17 protein-coding genes, 1 tRNA gene and 1 pseudogene are annotated in these 22,841 nt (G+C 62.7%); 11 read left to right on the top strand and 8 right to left on the bottom strand.

Annotated elements, in window-relative coordinates; genetic code table 11:
• Positions 1 to 57: 57 nt before the first annotated feature.
• Entirely contained in the window at positions 58 to 1,791 is a 1,734-nt protein-coding gene (locus J5J06_00920) for a proline--tRNA ligase (GenBank protein MCO6435633.1), read from the bottom strand.
• Positions 1,792 to 2,007: 216 nt separating this feature from the next.
• Between J5J06_00920 and J5J06_00925 the strand changes: the two genes are divergently transcribed.
• On the top strand, positions 2,008 to 2,277 hold the full coding sequence (locus J5J06_00925; protein MCO6435634.1) for a (2Fe-2S)-binding protein: 270 nt from the start codon (positions 2,008 to 2,010) through the stop codon (positions 2,275 to 2,277).
• Positions 2,278 to 2,375: 98 nt separating this feature from the next.
• On the opposite strand, the gene J5J06_00930 is transcribed toward J5J06_00925, so the two are convergent.
• The gene (locus tag J5J06_00930; GenBank protein MCO6435635.1) at positions 2,376 to 4,076 is read right to left on the bottom strand and encodes a phosphotransferase; all 1,701 of its coding nucleotides are present in this window, start codon (positions 4,074 to 4,076) and stop codon (positions 2,376 to 2,378) included.
• A gap of 305 nt (positions 4,077 to 4,381) precedes the next feature.
• On the opposite strand from J5J06_00930, the gene J5J06_00935 reads away from it, so the two are divergent.
• The 3 genes and pseudogenes from J5J06_00935 to J5J06_00945 all read left to right on the top strand — a co-directional run bounded on the left by J5J06_00935 (position 4,382) and on the right by J5J06_00945 (position 7,505).
• On the top strand, positions 4,382 to 5,617 hold the full coding sequence (locus tag J5J06_00935) for a hypothetical protein (protein MCO6435636.1): 1,236 nt from the start codon (positions 4,382 to 4,384) through the stop codon (positions 5,615 to 5,617).
• A gap of 800 nt (positions 5,618 to 6,417) precedes the next feature.
• A pseudogene (locus J5J06_00940) lies at positions 6,418 to 6,639 on the top strand (thrombospondin type 3 repeat-containing protein).
• A 410-nt stretch (positions 6,640 to 7,049) separates the two neighbouring features.
• The gene (locus tag J5J06_00945; protein MCO6435637.1) at positions 7,050 to 7,505 is read left to right on the top strand and encodes an ACT domain-containing protein; all 456 of its coding nucleotides are present in this window, start codon (positions 7,050 to 7,052) and stop codon (positions 7,503 to 7,505) included.
• A 71-nt stretch (positions 7,506 to 7,576) separates the two neighbouring features.
• Here J5J06_00945 and J5J06_00950 read toward each other — a convergent pair whose 3' ends face one another.
• Positions 7,577 to 7,960 (bottom strand): hypothetical protein, encoded by a 384-nt coding sequence (locus J5J06_00950; protein MCO6435638.1) that lies wholly within the window; start codon positions 7,958 to 7,960, stop codon positions 7,577 to 7,579.
• Between the two features lie 168 nt (positions 7,961 to 8,128).
• Positions 8,129 to 8,425, bottom strand: a complete 297-nt coding sequence (locus tag J5J06_00955; protein ID MCO6435639.1) for an RNA-binding protein — start codon at positions 8,423 to 8,425, stop codon at positions 8,129 to 8,131.
• 620 nt (positions 8,426 to 9,045) lie between these two features.
• Between J5J06_00955 and nhaA the strand changes: the two genes are divergently transcribed.
• Entirely contained in the window at positions 9,046 to 10,428 is a 1,383-nt protein-coding gene (nhaA, locus tag J5J06_00960; protein ID MCO6435640.1) for a Na+/H+ antiporter NhaA, read from the top strand.
• Between the two features lie 29 nt (positions 10,429 to 10,457).
• Here the strand turns inward: nhaA and J5J06_00965 are convergent, their stop codons facing one another.
• Positions 10,458 to 11,723, bottom strand: a complete 1,266-nt coding sequence (locus tag J5J06_00965; protein MCO6435641.1) for a zf-HC2 domain-containing protein — start codon at positions 11,721 to 11,723, stop codon at positions 10,458 to 10,460.
• Complete coding sequence (locus J5J06_00970) at positions 11,720 to 12,301, bottom strand: sigma-70 family RNA polymerase sigma factor (GenBank protein MCO6435642.1); 582 nt, start codon at positions 12,299 to 12,301, stop codon at positions 11,720 to 11,722. The genes J5J06_00965 and J5J06_00970 overlap by 4 nt, the downstream gene beginning before the upstream one ends.
• A 479-nt stretch (positions 12,302 to 12,780) precedes the next feature.
• On the opposite strand from J5J06_00970, the gene J5J06_00975 reads away from it, so the two are divergent.
• From J5J06_00975 to J5J06_00995, 5 genes are all read left to right on the top strand, one after another.
• Positions 12,781 to 13,383: a hypothetical protein gene (locus tag J5J06_00975; GenBank protein MCO6435643.1), complete on the top strand. Its 603-nt coding sequence runs from the start codon at positions 12,781 to 12,783 to the stop codon at positions 13,381 to 13,383.
• Between the two features lie 180 nt (positions 13,384 to 13,563).
• Positions 13,564 to 16,650 (top strand): DEAD/DEAH box helicase, encoded by a 3,087-nt coding sequence (locus tag J5J06_00980; protein MCO6435644.1) that lies wholly within the window; start codon positions 13,564 to 13,566, stop codon positions 16,648 to 16,650.
• Entirely contained in the window at positions 16,647 to 16,997 is a 351-nt protein-coding gene (locus J5J06_00985) for a hypothetical protein (protein ID MCO6435645.1), read from the top strand. The genes J5J06_00980 and J5J06_00985 overlap by 4 nt, the downstream gene beginning before the upstream one ends.
• A 333-nt stretch (positions 16,998 to 17,330) precedes the next feature.
• A tRNA-Thr gene (locus J5J06_00990) sits at positions 17,331 to 17,402 on the top strand.
• A 117-nt stretch (positions 17,403 to 17,519) separates the two neighbouring features.
• Complete coding sequence (locus tag J5J06_00995; protein ID MCO6435646.1) at positions 17,520 to 18,188, top strand: HAD family hydrolase; 669 nt, start codon at positions 17,520 to 17,522, stop codon at positions 18,186 to 18,188.
• 134 nt (positions 18,189 to 18,322) lie between these two features.
• On the opposite strand, the gene J5J06_01000 is transcribed toward J5J06_00995, so the two are convergent.
• Together J5J06_01000 and J5J06_01005 are read right to left on the bottom strand one after the other, a co-directional pair.
• On the bottom strand, positions 18,323 to 19,288 hold the full coding sequence (locus J5J06_01000; GenBank protein MCO6435647.1) for a cation transporter: 966 nt from the start codon (positions 19,286 to 19,288) through the stop codon (positions 18,323 to 18,325).
• Between the two features lie 71 nt (positions 19,289 to 19,359).
• Positions 19,360 to 21,489: a hypothetical protein gene (locus tag J5J06_01005; protein ID MCO6435648.1), complete on the bottom strand. Its 2,130-nt coding sequence runs from the start codon at positions 21,487 to 21,489 to the stop codon at positions 19,360 to 19,362.
• Between the two features lie 170 nt (positions 21,490 to 21,659).
• On the opposite strand from J5J06_01005, the gene scpB reads away from it, so the two are divergent.
• Positions 21,660 to 22,403 carry an SMC-Scp complex subunit ScpB gene (gene scpB / locus J5J06_01010; protein ID MCO6435649.1) on the top strand — a complete coding sequence of 248 codons (744 nt, stop codon included), beginning with the start codon at positions 21,660 to 21,662 and terminating at the stop codon, positions 22,401 to 22,403.
• Positions 22,404 to 22,841: the final 438 nt, after the last annotated feature.

The following is a 22,841-nucleotide window of genomic DNA, read 5'->3' on the forward strand; positions in this document are numbered from 1 at the left end:
GTGCTCCTTGGGTAAATTGAGACAGGCCCGAAGTATCTCAACAGGGACGGCGCCGAACTACCGTCTTTCCGCCACGCCTTCATCCCGTAGCTTGCGGACGACTTCCACGACCTTCTCCGGCGCGGCTTTGGTCACCTCGCCCGTGCGGCGCAGCGTGATCTCGATCGCACCCTCGGCCAGGCCGCGCTTGCCCACGGTCAGGCGGATGGGGAAGCCGATCAGGTCCGCGTCGTTGAACTTGAAGCCCGCCCGCTGGTCGCGGTCGTCGTAGATCACGTCCACACCTGCGGCTTGAAGTTCGCCGTGCAGTCGTTGCGCCATCCCCGTCACCGTGTCGTCGCGCATGTCCAAGGCGCAGATCACGACCTCGAAGGGAGCGACGGACATGGGCCACGAGATGCCCTTGTCGTCGTGCCAGGCTTCGATGGCTGCCGCCATAATGCGGTTGAGCCCGATGCCGTAGCAGCCCATGATGAACGCGTTTTCCTTGCCCTCGGCGTCGAGGTACGTGGCGTCCATGGCGTCGGAGTACTTGGTGCCGAGCTTGAAGACGTGCCCGACTTCGATGCACTTGCGGAACTTGAGCGGAGAGCCGTTGGGGGCGCGATCGCCCTCGACGGCCGTGCGGATGTCGCCCGACTCGCGGATTTCAAAGTCGCGGCCGATGTTCACGCCGGTGATGTGGTAGTCCGTCTTGTTGGCGCCGGTAACGGCGTTGCGCATGACCGTCACCGCCTGGTCGGCGACGATCCTTGCTTTCAATCCCACGGGACCGGCAAAGCCCACTTCGGCGCCGGTAAGCTTGCGGATGAGCTCGGGGTCGGCGGGCGTAACGCGGGCGACCTTCGCGGCGCGGGCGAACTTGGCCTCGTTCACTTCATGATCGCCGCGAACCAGCGCGACCAGCGGCTCGCCGTTCACCTCGTAGATGATCGTCTTGATCATCTGCTCCGGCTTGCACTTCAGGAAGTTCGAGACTTCGTCGATCGTGCGCAAGTTCGGTGTGTGAACCTCCTGCAGCGGCTGCATCTCCCCCGCAGCCTTTCCTTCAAGCGGGTGGACCTCTGCCCGTTCCAGATTCGCCGCGTAGGAGCCGTCCTCGGCCTGAACGAGGTAATCCTCGCCCGCATCGGTCGGCACCATGAACTCGTGCGAGGCATCGCCACCGATCGGGCCGGACTCCGCCTCCACGGGAATGTAAGGCAATCCGCTGCGCGAGAAGATCGCGCAGTACGCGTCGTACATTTTCTGATACGTCTCGTCGAGCCCGCCAGGACCTTCCTTGCTATCATGGAAGGAGTACGCGTCCTTCATCAGAAACTCGCGCGTCCGTAGTACGCCGCTTTTGGGCCGGGCTTCACCGCGGAACTTACCCTGAATCTGGTAGAAGTTCACCGGAAGCTGCTTGTAGCTGCGCAGGTAGGCGCGGGCGATCTCGGTGATGATCTCCTCGTGCGTGGGTCCGAGGACCGTCTTGCTGCGCCAGTCGTCGGCCGGTCCCGCGAGACGCAGCAGTACGTCGCCCATGGCATCGACGCGCCCCGTCTGCTGCCACCATTCGATGGGCGACATCGCGGGCATGTGCAGCTCGACGGCCCCGGCGCGATTCATCTCCTCGCGGACAATGGCCTCCACCTTGCGCAGCGCGCGATACCCCAGCGGCAAATACGTATAAGCCCCCGCCACGACCTGTCGGATCAGCCCGGCGCGAAGCATCAGCCGGTGCGACGGGACAATGGCGTCGGTGGGAACTTCCTTAAGCGTGGGAATGAAGAACTCGGTCCATTTCATGATGGGCGATTCAATAGCGGCTGGGCGAGCGCTTGGCAAGCCGACCGGCGGGCGGTGGGCGATTCCGCGACGTTATCGGGCGATCGGGATGGCTCAGCAATCGCGGTAACCGCAAGGCAGAACCGCCCGGGCGGACTTTCATTGCTCGATCCGCGCAACGTGGTCCGCGCCCGCCGTACTTGGACGCCCTGCCCCGCAGGCCCGTACAATCCCCCGATGAACTACGACGACGACATCTGCTACTGCTACCATGTTTCGATGCGGAAGCTGATCAATTACGCCCGGCGCGTGCGGCCGGAGCGTCCAAGCTTGATGACCGGCTGCCTCAACGCCGGTACGGGCTGCGGCTGGTGCATCCCCTTCCTGATGAAGATCGCCCAGGACCCCGATGCCTTCGCCCTCGAGGAGCTCACCCCGGAGCAGTACGCCGAGCAGCGGAAGAACTACCGCACGTCCGGCGGGCCGAAGAATACGTTCGGGGAATAGCTGATACGGAGGTCGGCGTGCGTCGCGGATCCCGCTTTCGCCGGAACGAAGGGCCCGGTAACCCCTTGTCAGGCTTCATCGTCGCGTTCAAACGGCTTTCAATGCAACCTCCCACTTCTGAAAATCGCCCAGCTCAGGCCCAGGCCCAGCAGTCCGGCAAACAGGTACCCCGCAATGCCGAAGTACTGGAATTTGATATTGAACACAGTCAGTGATGTATTCGCGCTCACCACGATGGAACTGCCCACGATAATCGCGGCGATCACCACGCTGAATGCCAGGCGGTTGCTCGAACGGTCCAGTTCGTCGGTAAGTCGATCGATGTTTTCGTGTCGCAGGCGCAGGCGCCAGCCGCCCGCGGCCATCTTTCGCAGGACCTCGCGCAGTTGCCGCGGCGCAGCGCGGGTCAGATTGAACAGGTGCCAGCCCCATACCTTCGAATCCCGCGATATGCGCGAGGGGGAGAGCCGCTGGCGAATCACCTCGCGCAACCGCTGCCCGAGCGGTTCGAGCACATCGAGTTCAGGATCCAGCCGCTGCGTGACGGAGGAGACCAGGGCCGTCGACTTGATGAGCATCAGCACGTCGCGGGGAATAATAACGTCGTGCTGACGCACAATATCCGTGAATTCGTTGAGCAAAGCGCCGAGGTTGATGCGCTTGATCGGCTGGCCATGGTACTTGTCCAGCAGCGTGAGCAACGCCCGGGACAACTGCCGGCGGTCGGTGCTCTCGCCGAGGGCATCAAGGTCGGCCAGGGCGTCGACGATCACATCGATTTCCCGGTTCACCGCGGCATAGACCATGACGACGATCTGCGTCATCAAGTCGTCCGTGATGGTGCCGACCTGTCCGAAGTCGAGAAGCGCCACCTGTGAGGGAGGATCGATGAAGATGTTCCCGGGGTGGGGATCGGCGTGGAACAGCCCGACTTCGAAGACCTGCTTCAGGAAGCAGTCCACGAGGCGCCGGCCAGTCGTACGGCGGTTCAGGTCCGATACGCCGGACTCGGCTTCCGCCAGAATCGTGTTCAGGTTCCGCCCCGGGACGACCTTCAGCGTCAGGATTCGCGATGAGGAGAGGTTCCAGTAGACCTTGGGAATGTGGATGCCTTCCGTCTCGGCGAAAGCGTCGCCCAGGCGTTGCGCCGCGGATGCTTCATTGACGAAATCCAGCTCCCGGGTGAGAAGCTGTTCGAGCTCCGAAGCGAGCATTCTGGGGCGGTATGGAGCCAGCTCCGGAACGAAACGCTCGAGGGAATCCGCCAGCCAGCGAAGCAGGTCCATGTCGGTGGCGATGGTTTCCTTGATCCCCGGCCGCTGGACTTTTACGACGACGTCGACGCCTTCCAGCGTTCGCGCGAGGTGAACTTGTCCGATCGATCCACTGGCGACGGGGGTCGACTCGATCGTTGCGAAGCATTCGCCAATGGGGCGCTTGAGCTCCTCCTCGATCATGCGCATCGCGTCGCTGCCATCAAAAGGAGGCACGCGGTCCTGAAGTTTGCTGAGCTCGTCGAGGATTTCGGCAGGGAGGAGGTCGGGACGGGTCGTCAGAAGTTGCCCGAATTTGACGAACGTGGGGCCGAGCGTCGAGCAGATGTCGGCCATCCGCTTGCCGATCGTCTTCGGTTCTGCGGCGGCGCGGCTCCGCCGACGTCTCAGCATCCAGACGGGCAGATAGCGGGCCAGGTTGAGCTGGGCCACGAGATAGCCAAATCCCTGTTGGCTAAGGACCTGCGCAATCTGGCGGATTCGCTTGAGGCTGCGGACGCTCTTGGTGAACTGGAGGGGCGTCATGGTGGCCTAGCGTGTCCTGTTCCAAGTTTCTCGTCAAATAAGCCGATGCGGACGATAATTAAAGGGGAAATGTATTTCCTGCTCTTTTTCAAGACCGGCGACCCATGTCGATCCTTGTCGGGGGTCGGTTCCGGGTCGAAAGTTTCCGGCGGAGATCGCGCGTCGGCCGATGTACATAGACACCTTATCTGGTGAAAGTGGGGGGCCTTCCGGTTCCGATCCCGGGTGGCCGATCCTGTACTCTTGGGGCGGCTTGCTTCCTTGCCCATGAAATTGTCGAACTTTTTCGGTCTGGAGTGGATGACATGTTGAAAAGAATAGCGGTTCTGGCGGTGGTTGGGATGGTGGTTCCTGCGGTTCAGGCTTCCAACCTGAATGTCAGCGTCCAGTGCGGCGCGAATAACTCGATGACCACCGGGCCTGGATGCACGGTCGATTACACGGTGTTCGGCGAGCTGTCCGACCTTGCCAACGAAGGTCTGGCCTTGGTCGGTTTCGATCTTGAACTGGTGCTAATGGCCAACGGCACTCAGGCTGCTCCGCTGCCTCAGGCGGATGCACCCAGTTCGTATCCGATGATGGCGTTCGACCGCAACGAGGGAATCACGAACCCGGCCGGGTTCGGCGGCACGCTCGTGAGCGGGAAGCTGCTTCAGTGCGGTGGAGGGCAGAACACGATCATGAACGGGCAGGTCCCCTGCACGGGTGATCCGGATTGCCCCGCGGGTTCGACCTGCCAGGTGGGCGGTCTGTGCTCTCCGGTGGCGCCCTATCCGATTGGCACGGTGATTACGGGCGTGGCCAAGGGAGGTCCGGAAGTGCTTCTCACCGGATCGTTCACCGCACCGGCGGCGCCCGGGACGTACGAGCTTCGTCTGACGGGACTTTTTGCGAACGCGATTCGCCAAGGTGAGGACGGCGATCCATTCTGGGCGACGGAGCAGGCCAACCCGGGTACCATCGCAAGTCTGACCGTCACAGTCGACGGGGCTTCCGGCTGCACGTCCTGCGGTTGCAGCATTGACAGCAGCGATCCTGCGGATGGCTCGATCGACGCCCGCCAGCCTCACCTTCTGACTTCGGCGAGCCCACCGCAGGGCATCACCGAGGTGGTGATCAACTTCAACTGTACGCCGCTGGCCTCGGATGTTGAGCAGGGTGACTTCACGGTAACGTCCACGCTCGGTTCGCCGCCGGCGTTTTCGGTTTCCCCGCTGGCGGGTAGCACGGTTACGCTAACCTTCGACGCACCGATTGAACGGGCTGCGTTGACCAAGATTGTGCATGGTCCCAGCGGGACTTCGACGTGTATTGGCTACTTACCGGGTGATGTCGATCAGGACCACGAGAGCGCTGCGGCGGATGTCACGGCGCTGATCGACTGCCTTCAGGGGAACACGGTCTGCGCGCCGTACCAGACGGACATCGACCGGTCCTCGGCGTCAAACGTGCTCGATGTGGCCCGCCTGATCGACGTGCTGAATGGTGCGAGTGCGTTCGATCCGTGGCTGGGTGACACCGTTCCGTTGAATTGTCCGTAGACATCCGAAATGAGCCGGGGGCAACAAGCGCCGGCGTCTGAACTCACGAATCCCTATCGAAGGGCGAGCCAGTCTCGCCCTTCTTTTTTGGGATTGTTGGGCAAATCGGGGTCCCTCCGGGGGGGCTCTTGGCCGATCAGAGGCGGCGCGCGTATCCTGTCTGAGTGGTTCCGCAAGGCGGCACCAATTCGACTCCGGCTGGTTCATACCGCCGCCTCGGGCAGAAAGTGATCGGGAGGACGCGGATGCGCCAATTCACAGGATTGCTGTTTGTTGCCTTTGTTTCAGCGTCCGCGTCGTTGGCGCAAGCTCAGGTAGATATTTCTTTACGAGCTCTGGATGTGATGGGGATCCCGGTAGACGGGCCCGTGGACGTGGGCAGTCAATTGACGGTCGAAGTGCGCTTATCGGCGCCGGGGGTTGATCCGATCTCAAACCTTCTCGAGTTCGAGTTGGATTTCACCCAAACAAGTCCGACGATCGAATTGATCGCGTTCGAGTGGCAGCTTGATACGGTTGCCTATCCCTTTCAGGCGAACACGCTGCCCACACCGGCCGCGGCGACGGTGTTTCTCCAAACCGGCCCCGGCCTGCTCTCCCTCGGGAACTCCTCCGAGCTGATTGGCCGATTAACCGTCGGAGTGCAAGACACCGGTGTCATTGACGCACTCGGGGGGGCGAACAGCGCCACGACCTTTCAGGCAGGCTTTGAAATGCCGCAGACCTTCAGTGCAGAGAACGGCCGTGTGACCGGCGGCCGGCTGGAGATTGCTGTCGGCGATCGACCACCGAATCCGCGGGATTCCGACGGGGATGGCGTGTCCGATGACGAGGATGCGTTTCCCAACGATCCGGCCGAGACGACGGATACCGACGGAGATGGAGTGGGAAACAACGCGGACGCCTTCCCCACGGATCCGGCCGAAACGATGGATACCGATCTGGACGGCATTGGCAACAACGCCGACCCGGATGATGACAACGATGGCGTTCCGGACGAGTTGGACGCTTTCCCGCTGGATCCGAGTCGGTCGGACGGTGGCGATAATGCCAATGACAACGGCGGCTCAGGCTCGGACGGCGGGGGTGGACCGGTCCTGCCCGTCCTCTGCGCACCGGGCATGCTGGGGACGTTTCTTATGCTCTCGCTGTCGCTCGGATTGTGGTACGGCGCCCGCCCGTACGGTCTGAAACGCCGGTGATTTGCCCAACGGGCCGATTCGCGTATACTGACGTGTCTCGGGTCTGAAGGGCTGATCGCGAGGTCGGACGGCCTGGGCGGCAAATGGCATCGAAGACACTTCAAACGGTTGATCGATCAATGCGGCGCTCGATCGACCATGCAGGCACCATGAATTTCAGTCACGGGTTTTGTTTTCGCGGTAGCACAAGAGGCAGGCGGACCGCGGCGCAACGATAACGGGAGCGTCGAATGGAGACGTGCACTCAGTTTTCCGTGTTTCTGGTCAACAAGCCGGGTGTTCTTTCGCAGATCTTCCGGGCGCTGGCCAAGGCCAAGGTCAACATCGAGACCATCGCCATGATGGATTCGATGGAACACGGGGTATTGCGAATGATCGTCGATGATGCGGCGGGGGCGCGGGCCGTTTTCAAGGACCTCAACCTCTCCGTGAGTGAGGCGGAGGTGCTGGCCGTTCCGTTGTCCAATCGTCCTGGCGCCGCGGCCGACCTTTGCGAGCGGCTTGCCGACGCGCACATCAACATCGGCTACATGTACTGCACATCAGGGGGCAAGGGCGGCAAGACCACGGTCGTGCTCAAGGTTCCGAGCATTTCCAAGGCCGTGAAGGTGCTGGAAAATAACAGCCGCACGACGCGCCGTGACATGAAAGTGAAGCTGCGGAATCCGACCGTTTCGCGGCGATAGTAAGCCGCCGGGCATGTGTATTTCGTACGCCCGCGGGGTGCCATCGGAGTCCCCACGGCAGCCGGCTGATGTCAACCGGCGTTCTCCATTCCTACGGTCTTTGGGGCTCCCCGCCAGAGGGGGATGCTCTGGACCTGTTCGATGATGTCTGCAAATGCTGTTTCATCGCGATCGTTGAACTGCTGAAGCACGCACATCGGATCAACGATCTCGTCGCGGAGGTAGTGCATCCGGTGCTTTCCCGGTTCGAGGTGGCGCTCAATCTGTCCGAACAAGACGGTAGCGCGCTGCCACCCGAAGAGTCGACAGAGCGCGCCGGTCAGGTCCCATGCTGTTGCGTCCGGGTCATCGTATTGAACCGGATCGCCTGACGCGTTCCGAGCCTCGGCGTGCTGACACCAGCAGCGACCCTCGTCAAAAAAACGTACGAGTTGCTCCCGTTCTTCAGCCATCATGGGTTATCCAGGCTCCTTTCAGCAAGGGATGGACGGGACCGGCGTCGCGGAGCAGGCCCGCGATTCCACAATTCGCGACGAAACTCGCTGTTTGGTGCACGAGTGGAACGCCTGGCACGCGCCGCCGGTCCTTTCATCGATGATTCGCTGGTCGTTCCAACTATCGGTTTACCACCGATTTCGGCGACCGGCGCCGCCACCACCGCCGCCGGTGCGTGTCGGAGGCCTTGCTTCATTCACCTTGATGGATCGGCCGTCCAGTGCTTTTCCATCTAACGCGGCGATGGCAGCGCTTGCCTCGGCGTCGGTGCCCATCTCCACGAAACCGAATCCACGACTCTGGCCAGTGCTCCGATCGATGGCAACCGAAGCACTGTTAACCGTCCCGTGCGGTGTGAAAAGCTCCGCGAGCTCTACATCACCGACGTTGTAACTCAGATTCCCGACATACAACTTGCGTCCCATACATCAACTCCCTGGTGCCCTTCCCGCCGGCCAACGCTCGTCACGTTTCCATAATGCCGTGTCACGCAATGCGTATCGTGCGTGGATTCTCCGCAGAACCGCCAAGCGAATCCCAACGAGAGTCGCTGATAAAGAGCGCCGGGGCGGAGAGGAGGCGAGGAGCGTGTTGAGCGAACGGTGGATTCTCGGGCTCGAACGAAATGCGGCAACGCCGCGAACGGAAACCCAATGCCGTCTGGAGACCCCGGTTCAATAGGACGGGGAATGCAAACCTGCACCGGAACAAGAACGAAGCCTCGATGATCCAGCCAGTTCGGGATGGGGCGTCGTACGTCGCCGCGTCGGGAAATGGACGATCATGGAAGATCGATTCCGGTCGGATCGTAGACCAACGGCGATTGTTCGGCAATAGCGCAGGTTGGAATTATTCTCTGGCCGGCGTCCGTTGCCATGTGCGCGGCCGGTTCCGATCCGGCAGGGCGGACATTCCGAGCCGGAGTCCTGCAAACATCAGGAAGGCTGCACCAGAGAAACAGACCGGTGCGGTTGCGGCAACTGGATTCAAGGCTAATACTGCGACCTCTCGTTCAGGCCGACAACGGGTTCATTGCGGAGGGAGCATGGCAAGAAAATCCCACGAAAGCAGCTTGTCTCGGCGGCGCACGCCCCTGGATGCGATTCTTCGCCCATTTCGGGAATTCGCAGGCTTTCAGGCGTCCGGCGGAATCATGCTGCTGGCGGCCGCTGCCGTGGCCCTGGTCTGGGCAAACTCGCCCTGGAAGGCCGGCTACGATGAATTCTGGTCGGACACGCGGCTGACGATCGGTCCGGCAGGGCACGGTCTGACGCTTACACTGGGCATTTGGATCAACGATCTCCTCATGGCCCTATTCTTCCTGCTCGTCGGCCTGGAGGTGAAGCGGGAGATTCTTGTCGGGGAGCTGGCCACGGTGCGCAAGGCGACGCTGCCGGTGCTGGCTGCACTCGGCGGCATGGCCGTACCCGGCACGATCTATGCGGCGCTGAATCTGGGCGGCGCCACCCTCTCGGGATGGGGGATACCGGTCGCGACGGACATCGCCTTCGCGCTGGGAGTTTTGGCGCTGTTCGGCTCGAGGATCCCGACGAGCCTCAAGGTCTTCCTCGCATCGCTGGCTATTGCGGACGATATCGGTGCACTTCTGATCATTGCGATCTTCTACACCGAGCACCTGCATATGGGAGCGTTGTACATTTCCGCCGGTCTGGTGGGACTGCTGGTTGTACTCAACCTGCTTCATGTCATGGCGCCGGGTGCTTACCTGCTGGTGGGGGCGTTCCTCTGGTATTTCGTCCATGAATCGGGAGTTCACGCCACGATTGCGGGTGTATTGGTGGCGCTGACCATTCCGGGGCGGTCGCGCGTGGATGTGCGCGCTTTCGTAGACCACGGCCGGCGATCGCTGGAGACCTTTGAAGATGGCCTGCGCGGCGGACCGGCACGGATCATGACCAATTCCCAATTGGTCGACGCCGTGCACGAGCTTCAAGGGGCATGCGAGAAAGTGGAGACACCACTCCAACGACTGGAGCACGCTTTGCATCCCTGGGTGGCTTTTGTCATCGTGCCCTTGTTTGCCCTCGCCAATGCGGGAATCTCGATCAGTGTTTCCGAAATTCAGACCATGAGCAGCCCGGTTGTGTTCGGTGTTATACTGGGGCTCGTTCTCGGCAAACCCCTCGGGATCATGGTGTTCTGCGGGCTCGCCGTCCGCACAGGGTTATCCAGCCTGCCCTCCGGCGTCACCTGGTTGCATATGGCGGGTGTTTCCTGCCTGGCCGGTATCGGGTTCACGATGTCCCTGTTCATTACGTACCTGGCGTTCTCCGATCCGCACCATATCGCGTCAGCCAAGCTGGGGGTGGTCGCCGCCTCCTTTCTTGCCGCAGCGGGTGGCGCCCTGTTCCTGGTTCGCTCGCCGTCGACGGATCGCGAGCATGAACAGGCACCGGCCGCCCATTGATGAAGTGCGACAGGTTACCTTCATGGACGTCATGTCAGGTGCAGGGTCAACCGCAGCATGTACAACAGCGTCAGCAGCGCCAGAATGCCAAATATCCACGGCAGAGCGCGTAGCGTCGCCCTTCCCAGTTCGATCGCCTCGAGGCGCGTGGAACGCGGGGCAGTCGCTTCCATGCGTTCCCATTCGCGGAACATGGTCTCAAAGGGAACCTGCCCGCAGGCCTCCAGATCATCCAGCATCGCCGAGGCATCGCCGTAGCGCTGGGATGCGGAATCGGCACACGCCCTTTTCACGATGCGCATGACCTCGTCAAGATTCCACAACGAACTCTCCAGTTCGAGCGCCCGCGGCAGTTCGCGAATATCTTCCAGGTCTTCACCGCCAAGCATCTCGAATAGAAGCCGGCCGATGGCGAACGTATCGGCCGACATGTCCGTCGCCTGATCCGGTGGCATGTAGCGAGGCGTGCCGAGGGGGCGGGCTTCGCGGTCGAGAATCGTCACCATGCCGATGTCGGCGAGCTTGGGTTGGCGGTCCACAAACACGATGTTGGAGGGCTTGATGTCGCGATGCACCAGCCCGTTGCGATGGAGACGCGACAAGCCTCGAAGAAGGCGACGCGTGATTTCAATGGCGACATCCGGTCGCAGCAGGCGATCCGTCATGGCGGTGGCGAGCGTCATGGGACGATATCCCGGGGGGAGATGCCGGCGCGCCGACATGTGGCTCTCCTGATCATCAGCCAGCTCCATTGTGTAATAGAAGGTGCTGCCCACTAGCCCGACATGGTAGATATTGATGAGATTCGGATGTCGGGCAATGCGGTTGCAGTAAATCTCCAGGGCATCGCGCTCCCGGCACCGCGCACCCAGGCGAGCCAGTCGGTCGAGATCGATGCGCTTCAACGCCCGGTATACGCCGATGCGATCGCGCACGGCCCAGACCGATCCGTATGCTCCCTCGCCGCACAGCGCGACGCGCTCGTAGTCGGGGATCGGCCAGGCGGACGTTGCGCCGCCGTCTCTGGCGGAAACGCTCCGGGAAGGGGCTTGCCGGTCATTGGGGTCGGCCAGCGCGTCGCTCGTGGCGGCGTCTTCCCCGGATAACAGGGCGGAATGACCGCGAAAAAGCTCTCGAAACGTCCGGGAGTCGCGATCGGCGGCGCGAAGCGAGGCGAACGTCTCGCGGCATGTCGGGCACGATTTCAGGTGAGTCTCGAGTCTCTCGGCGGTGCTGTCAGGCAGACGGCCCGCTTCGTATTCCGCCAACTGCTCTCGGGAGGGACAGTCACTCATGTTCCGCCCCCGTACAGGGCTTCGAGTTGGTCGGCATAGCGATCCTTCAATCGGCGAAGGACGCGACTCTTCGCCACGTAGATCTGATTGGGACTCATGCCGAGCAGGCGAGAGATCTCCTCGACGGGGCGCTCCTCCAGTACATACATCGCGAAAGCCCGAAGCGTGTGCTCGGCGAACTCGTCACGCAGACCAGCGATGAAGTACCGCAGGTGAGAAGCATTCCAGGTCTGCTCCCAGATTTCGTCGGGATGGGAGACGCGAACGCCGGCAGCCGTATGCGACCCGGAGGGTCGTCGCCGTTCGCGTTTTTCCCTGCGAAGATGATCGGCCACCTTGTGGGTCACCATTCCCCGCAGCCAGCGCCGGAAGCTTCGCTGCCTGCGGAAATCGCGGATGCGGTCGACGATGGCCGCCAGGCATTCCTGCGCGATTTCCTCGGCCACGGCGGGACCAAGTCCGCACCGGCGGGCGTACCCGGCCAGCATGGGACGGTAAACGCCGTCGAACTCACTCCATGCGGAGTCGTCCCCAAAGTCGCGGACACGACTGAGCAGGCTGCTGCGGGTTTCGTCCATCAGTTGTTTCGCAATGCGGACCGCCGGTCTGCCTCGACCGGTGTCCTATTCTAGGGCGAGCGCGAGCAGCAATGGATCTGCAAGGTGGTTTGGCCGCCCGAAGCCTCTTGTAACGTATTTGTCGAGAAGAATTTAACGAGATTGCCGTTCCTGCGGAATTGACGGGAAGAGACTGCCTCCGATTTTTTCCCCGAATGCGCAAGAAAAATGGAGTCCGGAGCGACTTGCAAGTAGAGCATCGCGGGGCGGGGCGCGACGCGCGGCCGAAAGGTCCGCCGGATACTGGGGCAGGCTCACATGGAATGAGCGGCAACCCCGACCCCTTCCGTGTCCGGTGCGCCCAGAACGCCCTCGGGCGGCGCGTCGGCCCGCGCTCCGCGAGCTTACTATGCCTCAGAGTCTCACACTTCCAGGAATTGTCTCCGCTTTCGTACGTCGGCTGAATGCGATACGCTCGCGTTTCCAAACGACGGAGGCGCATGATGAGGGCGTCGGATTCTGGAAATCGTATTGTTGCGTTGAGCACAACGGCATTCCTTGCGATCGGCGGCTGTGGGTCGTTCCTGGCCAACCAGTTGGCTTCGCTGGGCGGAGGACGGGCTGGCCAGCGGGGGACCGTGCGCGTCCTCTTTATCAACAACACGCCGTACCAGGCGGCATTCACCTACGGCACGTACGACCAGTTCGACCCGACCAGCGAACCCGACTTCGCCCAATTCACTTTGGATTCGGATGGCGCCGCGCTCGCCGGTGGCGATCGCACCTCTCTGTTGAGTTCCAGCACGGGCAGCGCGCTCGATTGTGCACGGGTCTTGGCCGTCGGAAGTCAGCGCCTTCTCGACCGCATTGCATCCAATGTCGCCTCCGACGGCATCTTCGATGATGCCCTCGTCGAAGGCGTCGCCTTTTTCGATGTGGGTGAAGACGGCGCGGGGGAGCCCGTAGAGCGAGGGGTCGCGGCGCCCTTGGAGGCGCTTCTCGGGGTCGATTTCCCCTGCGGGGCGTTGCTGATCTTCCGTTTCGAAAACGATACAGCGGACGGCGGGTTCCGCATCGAATTCGAATTGATTCCCGCCGAATAAGCCGGCCTGATAACGACGAGGCCCCCAATTCAGGCAAGATCCCATCCGGTGGACATCCGGCCGGCTCGTCTTACAATGGTTGGTTCGCGTTTTTTCCGTAAGACGGGGTCACCCGCCGGGTGTCGGCCGCGCCACAATGGCGCTTCGATGCCCCGGCGCTCAGCCAGCCGACCACGATCCATGCAGCTTGTCGAAGCGATCTGGCACCAAGCCGCTCTCCATCTCTGGCTGCGCGATGCGCGGGACTCGCGATCGTGTGCGGTCGCTCCCTTGGCGGGTTTCCTTTCTCGAATGGGGATCACTGCCGCCGCGCATTCCCTCCTGCTGCAGCTTCCAATTGCGGAAACGGGGCGCAATCACACGCCGGGACAATCCACCGACGTGGAAGAGGCGTCGTCATCGCCGCGCGGCGAAGCGACGACCGTGATACCCGCTCTCGCCGCGCTGGAAGTCGAGGCGCTCGAGATCGCACCCGGTGAAGCGTTTCGGTTCCTGCTGCGCGAAGACATGCTTGGCGGAGAGCTTCAACGGAGCGATTCGTTACGGTACTGGTCGAAGGTTGCCGGATTCCTTGCGGAGTTGCTGGTACGACAGCGCTTCGTACCGGCCCTGCATCGTGCAGCCGGCGGTCGACTCCGCGGATTCTGGCGTGTCGTACTTGACGATGCGGCGACTTCGCGTCGTTTGTCCGATCTGATCGAAAGTATGCCGCCCGTCTGCCGGTCAGTGCGATCGCCGCGGGGTTCGGCCCAGGCTTCCGAGCTCGTGGAGAACTTCCTCTGGACATTGACCGATGCTGTGGTGCGCCGCTGCATCGGCGAGGACGAGATTGCCGATTCCCTGCGCTTTACGTCGTCCGAGTCACAAGCCTCGCCGGCGGCAAGGTGGCTTGCTTCCGTCGTGGGGGATGACCCGTGGGTTGTGTGTGAGCGCGAAGAGGCAAACACGCTACACGAGACCATTGCCGCGTGGCTGGGAAAGCTGGAGCCGGATTCACTGGCCTATGGCGTTCGAACCTGTCTGCGTCTGCACGTGCCGGAGGATGCGCCGGACACGCTGACTTCGACCGCCTCCGATAACGGGGATCCGTCATGGAAGCTGACGGTTCATGCGCAGGCGCGCCATGACCCGCAGTTGATCATCGACGCCGACCGGCTGGCTGATCAGCCCGGCGACGATCCGAGATTGCTGCCCCGGCCGTTCACCGATGCCCGCCGTCAACTGCGCGAGGATTTGCATCAAGCCGCCCAGCACGTTCCGGCGTTGGCACCGTGTGCCGAGCCCGGCGGTCCGTGGGAGTGCCGCTTGAACCTTGCCGAGGCGTACACCTTTCTCAAGGAGGCCGCGCCGCGCCTCGAGGCGGAGGGCATACGTATCTTTCAGCCGCAAGGGTGGCGGGCCGGCCGTTCCCGATTGCAGCTCTGGCTCGACCTGTCCCCCGCGGAAGATGCGCCGCTGAATGAATCGCGGATCGGGCTCGATGCACTCGTTCGCTACAACTGGCGTGTTGCCATTGGTGACGAAGAGCTGACACCGGAAGAGTGGCAAGCCCTCACGGAAGCGAAGCTGCCCCTGGTGCGATTTCGCGGTGATTGGTTGGAGATGAATCCGGCGCAGCTCCGTGCCGCGGGAGATTTCGTGCGGCGGCATCCCGACGGCCGGATGACCGTTTTCGAGGCGTTGCGCCAGACGTACATCGTGGAAGAGGCCGAGACGGGCGTGCCGGTGGCGGGCATGCGCGGGCAAGGCTGGGTCGAGCTCCTGCTGAATTCGACCGAATCGAATCACCGCGTCGAGTCCGTTCCAGTGCCTGCGGCGTTTCACGGCGTGCTTCGTCCTTACCAGCGTGAGGGGCTGGACTGGCTGGCATTCCTGGGGCGCCTGGGGATGGGCGCCTGCCTGGCCGACGATATGGGTCTGGGGAAGACGATTCAGCTCATCGCCCTCCTGCTGCACGAACGAGAGAACCCCGCTGCGCCGCCGGGTCCGACGCTGCTCATCGTTCCGATGTCGTTGGTCGGCAACTGGCATCGGGAGATCGTCCGTTTTGCGCCAAGCGTTCGCATCCTGATCCATCACGGTCTGGGGCGCCTGACGGGCGAGACGTTTGTCGAAGAGGCTGGAACACACGATGTCGTCGTCTCGACGTATGGTCTTGCTCACCGTGACCACGAATTTCTCTCGCGGGTGAATTGGCACCGCATTGCTCTCGATGAGGCACAGAACATCAAGAACCCATCCGCGAAGCAATCCGCGGCCGTGCGCTCCTTGCCGGCGGTTCATCGTGTCGCCCTGACGGGAACGCCGCTGGAGAATCGCCTGGCGGAGCTCTGGTCGATTATCGATTTTCTCAACCCCGGTTACCTCGGCGGACCTCGCGAGTTTCGCCGCCGGTTTGCCGCGCCCATCGAGAAGCAGAAGGACCAGCAGCGGGCCACGCGCCTTCGCCAGCTCATTCGACCGTTTGTGCTCAGGCGATTGAAGAGCGATCCGCACATTGTCGAGGAACTGCCGCCCAAGCTGGAGATGACCGTTTTCTGCAACCTGACCCGCGAGCAGGCGGCGTTGTACGATGCGGTGGTCAAGGACATGCTGGCGCAAATTGACGATGCGGGAGGGATGCGCCGGCGCGGCCTGATCCTTGCCACGCTGGTCAAGCTCAAACAGATCTGCAATCACCCGGCCCATTACCTCAGCGATGGATCGCCGCTGCCGCATCGCAGTGGAAAGTGTGAACGATTAACGGAGATGCTTGAGGAGGTGCTGGCCGAGGGCGATCGGGCGCTGGTGTTCACGCAGTTTCGCGAAATGGGCAGCCTGCTTCAGGCTCATCTGCACCGCACGCTCGGGAGCCCCATTTTGTTTCTGCACGGCGGAACTCCCGAGCGGGAGCGCAATCGCCTCGTCGAACGATTCCAGTCGGGCAATGGCGAAGCGCCGGTATTCCTGCTGTCGCTCAAGGCCGGCGGGTTTGGCTTGAATCTTACCGCCGCCAATCACGTCTTCCACTTTGATCGCTGGTGGAACCCCGCCGTGGAAGATCAGGCGACCGATCGCACGCATCGCATCGGGCAGACACGACAGGTCCAGGTCCACAAGTTCGTGAGCATCGGCACGCTGGAGGAACGCATTGCGGCAATGATGGAGGAAAAGCGAAACCTCGCGGAGCGGATCATCGGCAGCGGGGAGGAGTGGCTGACGGAACTCTCCACCGACGCCTTGCGCGAGTTGTTCGCCCTTTCACGGGAGGCGGTGGTGGAGGAATGATGGGACCGGAAGAAATGGCGATGGGGATGGGTCCGGAAGATCGGGATGAGATGCCCCCTTCGCTGAAGATCGTCCCGACGGCGTTTCCCATTTCGCCCCCGTTGGAGGAATGCCTGGACCATTTCTGGTCGGTCGGGCCCGCGTTCGACCGCGTGGAGGCACGGGTCGGACCCAAGGGAGGCGAGACGTCCATCCTCGAACAATTGGGCCCCTCGCCGTTTCCACGCGGCGGTTTTCCCGTGGTCGGCTTTCTGGCAACGACGTACGATCGCGTTTCGGCGTTCGTGTTGTCGCTGGTAAATCGGGAGGCGTCGGGGCGCCCTGAATCCGATGCCGACGGCCGTTGATGTGGCTGGAGTCTGCGGCAGGGGACAAGAGGTGCAGCGAAGGCTGCCGGTGACAGTCTCGGACCATTTTCACTGGTTGGGCCGAACCTGGCGCGGAAGAGGGGGCTGGAGACACCGGCGGGTCCCGCGTTCCTATTCCGGCTCGCTGTCGGCGTGGGCGTCCGGCTGACCCTGGCCAAGCGTCGTTTTCCAATGACGGGGCGATAATCTCGGTTCTGTTCGGCGCGCCGCCGAGACTCCCGAGTGCACCCGGGTTGACGATTTTCGGGGAAAGGCGTACAAGATTCGTCCCGTTTTCGACGGGGACGATGTCGTCTCATGTCGGATCCGAGCGCCGACATAGCTCAACGGTAGAGCACAGCTTTCGTAAAGCTGAGGTTCAGGGTTCAAATCCCTGTGTCGGCTTACCCCTTTTTGACCCGCGCCCAGCGCGGCGCAGGGATTCGATCGATCTCTGGCGCGGCTGCCGAAGGCATGTTGCGTCCGATTCCGGCGGCGTACTCCGTTGACAGGGAATTGCGTTTGAAGCTCATTGTCGAGTTTGACGGACCCATCGCCGACGTTCTGCCCGTCTATTACCTCGTGTACAAGCGCGCCGCCGGAGCGGTCGGATGGGCCGCCGTGGACGAACCGACGTTTCGAGGGGCCCTGCGTCGCCAGGGACGCCAGGCCGCGATCCTGCCGGGAGCGCGCCCGGCGAAAGTTGCTGAGCTTTGGAAGAGCTTCGATCGCTGGATCGAGGGGGAAGAGGCCATTGAGGCGGCTTCGGTCCAGCAGGACGCGGCGTCGGCGCTTCCGGCATTGGTCAACGAGGCGCCGGTTACCGTGGTAACGCTGGGGAGCAATCTGATCGCCCGCCGGCGCATGCTGGAGCGCGCGGAACTCACGCGGTTCGTGTCGCGAATGGAGGCGCTCAGCGACGATCCGCGGCAGCGCGTTGCCGAGCTGCGCGCACTCGGCCAGAACGATCCTCGCACCGTGGTCGTTGCGTCGACCGATGTGCTTGTTCGCGCGGCAGCCGAGGCGGAGTGCCTTACCATCGGACTGGCTTGCGGTACGTGCCTCGAAAACCGCCTACATCAGGCGGGTGTGAGTCTGGTCATGTCAGGACTGACCGAACTGGCCGACTCCCTGCGCCGCGGAGCGCCGGAGCTCGTGTCCGCGGGCATGCTTCCGCCCTCCAACGCCTGAGTTTCAAGCCGTAAGCCGCGGCATTTTCCGGCCTTTGCAGACCTTCCCGACAGCACTCTTCCACTCTGCGGGAAGGCGACTTGTTCACGTTCCCACCGGACGCATGGTCAAGAGTTACTGAACGCTCGGAGCCCTTATGGCTGCGATGGGACGAGTTCGGCGGCTGGAACCTGCTTGCCATTCACGACCGTGGCTTCGCGGCAGTTCACTGCTTCTCGTGCCATTGGCGGCAGATGCGGTTCGACGTGAACGAGCACGTCGGCAACGGCGGGCCAGCGTTGCATGATGGCATCCTTGACTTCGTGGGCGATAACGTGGGCACGGCGCACAGACATCTCCGGGTCCACCTCCAGATGCAGGTCCACGTACAGCCGTGGCCCCATCTTGCGGACAAGTACCTTTTCCACGAGCTCTGCCCCCTCCACCGCGTGGCAGACGTCATGCACTCCGTTAACCACGGCCGTTTCCGGCATCGTGTCCATAAGCTCCGCAACGGCTACACGGGCAAAGTTCAGTCCATTGATGACGATGATGCTGCAGGCGAGCAAGGCGGCCCAGTCGTCGGCAGACGCATAGGCGGGTCCGCCGATCAGGGCGATGGCGATGCCCACTGCAGCCGCGGCCGACGTCAGCGCGTCGCTGCGGTGATGCCAGGCGTCCGCGCGCACCGCGACACTGCCTATCCGCTTTCCAACGCCGACTTGATACCGATAGAAGATTTCTTTCAGTGCGATCACGCCGATTAGGACGACAAGGGTGTACCACGCGGGGACCACTCCCGGCAGCAGAATTTCCCGAACCGCGCCCAAGCCAATCCCAACCGCGGCGAGCAGGAGCATGATCGCCACGGCCAGCGCCGCGAGCGGTTCGGCTTTTCCATGTCCGTAGGGATGATCGTCGTCGGCGGGTTTCGCGGCTAGGACGAGGCCGCCCCACACAATCGCGGAAGAAAAAATGTCGGCAAGGGATTCGACGGAGTCAGCAACAAGGGCGGCAGAGTGTCCCAGGACGCCGGCCGCCAGTTTGATCAGTGCCAGTGCCCCGTTGAAGGCAACGCTCAGTCGCGATACGCGGATGCCCTGACTGCATTGGCCGTCCACGGTGGATACTCTATCAACACAGGCGGCAAATGCCAAGTAGATGGGCTGTCGCGGGCCGGTCTCCGGTGACGTCAGCCCGCCTGGGGAAGCGCCATCCTCAGACGCGCCTCCTTTCGATCGACGATTAGTGCCTGTCCCGGAGCCACCTCCCCAAATGTCTCGAAGCTCAGCGGGTCGCCCAGACGATTCACGGCAATGAGCCCGTAGTGCAGTCCGACCACCTGTTCCAGAAGAGTCGCCGCCATCGCGGTTCGCTGGATGGATTGACTTGCGAAATCGCCGGCCCAACCTGGGATTTCCAGCCGGACCACCTGCCCGCCCGATGCCACAACGGCGCGCTGTACGTCATCCGAGACCACATCCGGATGGCGCTCGATGGAGAGCTCCGGTCGCACATGTCCCCAGCGGGCTTCTCTACGGTCCGAAAATGTTGCGCCGGGCGGAACGTCCCTGGAGAAGAAGCGACCCGGTGGGAAAGTCCGCCAGAGTCGGGGAAGCCAGTGCTCTTCCTGACCGGATGCGGCATCACTGCCGCCCACGGTCACACGAACGCTCTGCTCGGCATGCGCGCGAATGTCAATCACCGCCGCTACGGGGGCGTCGTCGAAGGCCAGGTCGTAGGCACGCCCTGCCACACCTTCCATGTCCGACCAACCTCGCCCGCCCGGCCACGCGGCGACGAGCGGGATCCAGGCCAGCCGGAATCGCGAGCACAGTGCCGTCGCATAGGGGCAGACGAAGGGCTCCATGCGAACAAGCTGCTTGAACCACAGGTATGCCCCATAAACGCTTACCATGTCGCCAAAACTCAGCCCACTTCGGACCAGAATGAGCGGCTTGGGTTTGATGGGAAGTCCAAACGACTCGTCCTCGCCTCCGATCAGCACCAGTTGATCGGTGAGCTTCTCGACAGGGACGTCCTCATCGAGGACGCGGAACCCGCGGTAGCGAACGGCCGACTCGCGGATCATGCTCCGAAAGTCCGCCTCGTCCACGTGCGGGACGGCGTATTGACCGAGGCCGCAACGTCCGTGACCCACCAGCGACAACAGGAAGTGCAACGGCAGTGCCGGCTCAGCAAAGCTGCTCCCCTCCTCTTCCATCGGTTCAATATCGAGAACCACCAGCGCGCCATTCTCCCTTTCCCGATACAGGCACACCGGCTGATTCGAAGTGGAGTCCTTGTCGCAGAGGGAATCGAGCATGACTTCGAAGCCGTGCTTGCGGCAAAATGCACTCAGCTCTTTGGTCTTGCGAAATTGTCGCTGGACGAAACTTCCCGGCGTCGAACCCGCCCACGCAAACGGGAACGCGTCCTGGAGCACGAATCCCCGTGTGGCATGGTTGGCAAACATCACCCGGGCATGAATGGGATCGTCAGGCTGCTCGACGCGCCGCATGCGCACGCCCGCTCCGGCCAGCTTCGCGAACGCGGGCAGCGAAATCACCACGATCCGCTCGGCCGACAGCACCAGCAACGCTCGCAGGGACTTGATCTTCTTGGGTGGCTCCGGGTCGGGAAGCAGCAAGGCGTCGGTCGTCTCCACTGCCGCATGGAACGCGCCAGGATCAACCGTGGCGACCGCGTCCACCCCCAATGCCGTTCGCAGCCGCTCCGTGATCGGCCGGGATGTAGCTGAGGCGGAACAGACGGTGACTCGCCGGACCTGCCGCGGAATTGGCAGGGCGTGGTCGGGAAGGCCGATCGCCATCATGTGCGCTTCCTCTTCCGGCTCGAGGATGCGGATGAAGCGCATCTCCTCAACCCGGACGGCGCCCTCCGCCCCGGCAATGTCCAAGCCAACGAGGACCTCCCGTACCTCCGGAGGAGCATGGTAGTAGGCCCGCAGCGTGAGCCTCCCGCCCGAATCCGTGATCACGGCACCGCGCATCCGCCCCTGCGTTCCTTTCGTAGAAGCGATCGTCAATGCGCAACCATCGTGCTCATCATCAGCCCGCAGATTCGCCTCCAGCACGGCCTCGACGCGGTAATACTCCCCAGGCACGCACCCTACGCGCTGCTCGATGCGGGCGCGGTCATCGCCGCTCCGCAGATCGATGGCGATGCCGGTACGCTCTCCGGCTTCGTCGGTCGCTTGGATTAGCTTTGCCCCGGCCGATCCGCTCCACGACCAATGTCGCGGTTCATCTCGACCGCTCGAGAATCGCGGGTTTCGCAGGCGATTGATATTCTGGCTCACCGGTCTGTTGCTCCACCTAACTGGGACCGCGTGGTATAACGTTGGCGGGCCGCCGGGGCAATGCAATGGCGCGGACGAACTGAGATTCTTCCGCCGCTGCGGAATGGATCTCCGGCGGGCGGACCGGTGTATCGCCACGACCAGGGGCAGCAGGTAGCATGGCCGGAATCATGAAAAAGCGAACAGACAAGGACGTCGAGGGCGTCAACGCAAGTCTTGAGGACACGGAACCCGTCACAGGCGACCCCGCTCCCGGCGAATCTGGCCCCGCGGAAGAGCCCGCTTCGCACGAGGGACCTTCGCCGGAACCGGCTTCAACGGGCGACACCGGCCCGCGACCCGAGTCGGTAGTCGAGGCCCTGCTCATGGCCGCCGACGCACCGCTCCCGGGAGCCAAGATCGCCGAAATCCTCGGCACGGGCACCGCCGCCGACGTTCGCAAGCACGTCGAAGCCCTTAACGAGGACTACGAGCGTCGCGGTGCGGCCTTCCGCGTCGAGTCCATCGCCAAGGGATACCAGGTTCTCACCCTCCCCCTCTTCGACCGCTGGATCTCCAAGCTCCGCAAGGTGCGGGCGGAATCGCGGCTCTCGGCCGCCGCCCTGGAGACGCTCGCCGTCATCGCCTACAAGCAGCCGGTCATGCGTGCCGACATCGAGGCCGTTCGCGGCGTCGCCGCCGGCGACATCCTCCTCCGCCTCCGCGAAATGCGCCTGATCAAGATCGTGGGCCGGGCCGAGGAAGTCGGCCGCCCCCTCCTCTACGGCACCACCAACACCTTCCTCGACGTCTTCGGCCTCGGTTCCCTCAAGGACCTGCCCCCCATCGACGCCGACCAGCCGGATGCGGTGCCGAAACTGCGCGTGGCAAGGGAAGCGAACGGGGACGGAGTCGAACCGCCAAAGACAGACTGAACACGTCGAAGGGGTCCGACATTGCTGCCCCGGGTCGCAGCTCCGCCCACCGGGTTCGAGGTGTAACAACTGCGCCGGCCCTGAAAATTGCGCGAATCGGGTATCTCATGTCTGGATGGTTCGCCAAGATAGGCATATGGCGGAGACTCTTATCCATTCCCCGCGAGCATCGTTCTCTTGACAATCACCGCTTCCTTGTGCGCCGCAAGATCGCCTTCGTGGCGGTACAGTGCTTTTCCTGATTGACCGCGGGCTGCGCGATGTGCTCGAGGTTGGTGAGCGCTTCGCGGTGAGCCGACTTCCATCGCCGGATTGTCGCGCTGTCTGAACGTTCGCACCGTCCGCTCAATCACCCGGACAACGCCCGATATCCAACGAGAGCGTGTTCTGGCCATATTAGTGCTGTTATTCTTCATATTATCTGCGCGTAATGTCGAT

It is taken from the genome of Phycisphaerae bacterium, from assembly GCA_024102815.1.
In the GTDB taxonomy this organism is placed as follows: Bacteria; Planctomycetota; Phycisphaerae; order UBA1845; family UBA1845; genus JAGFJJ01.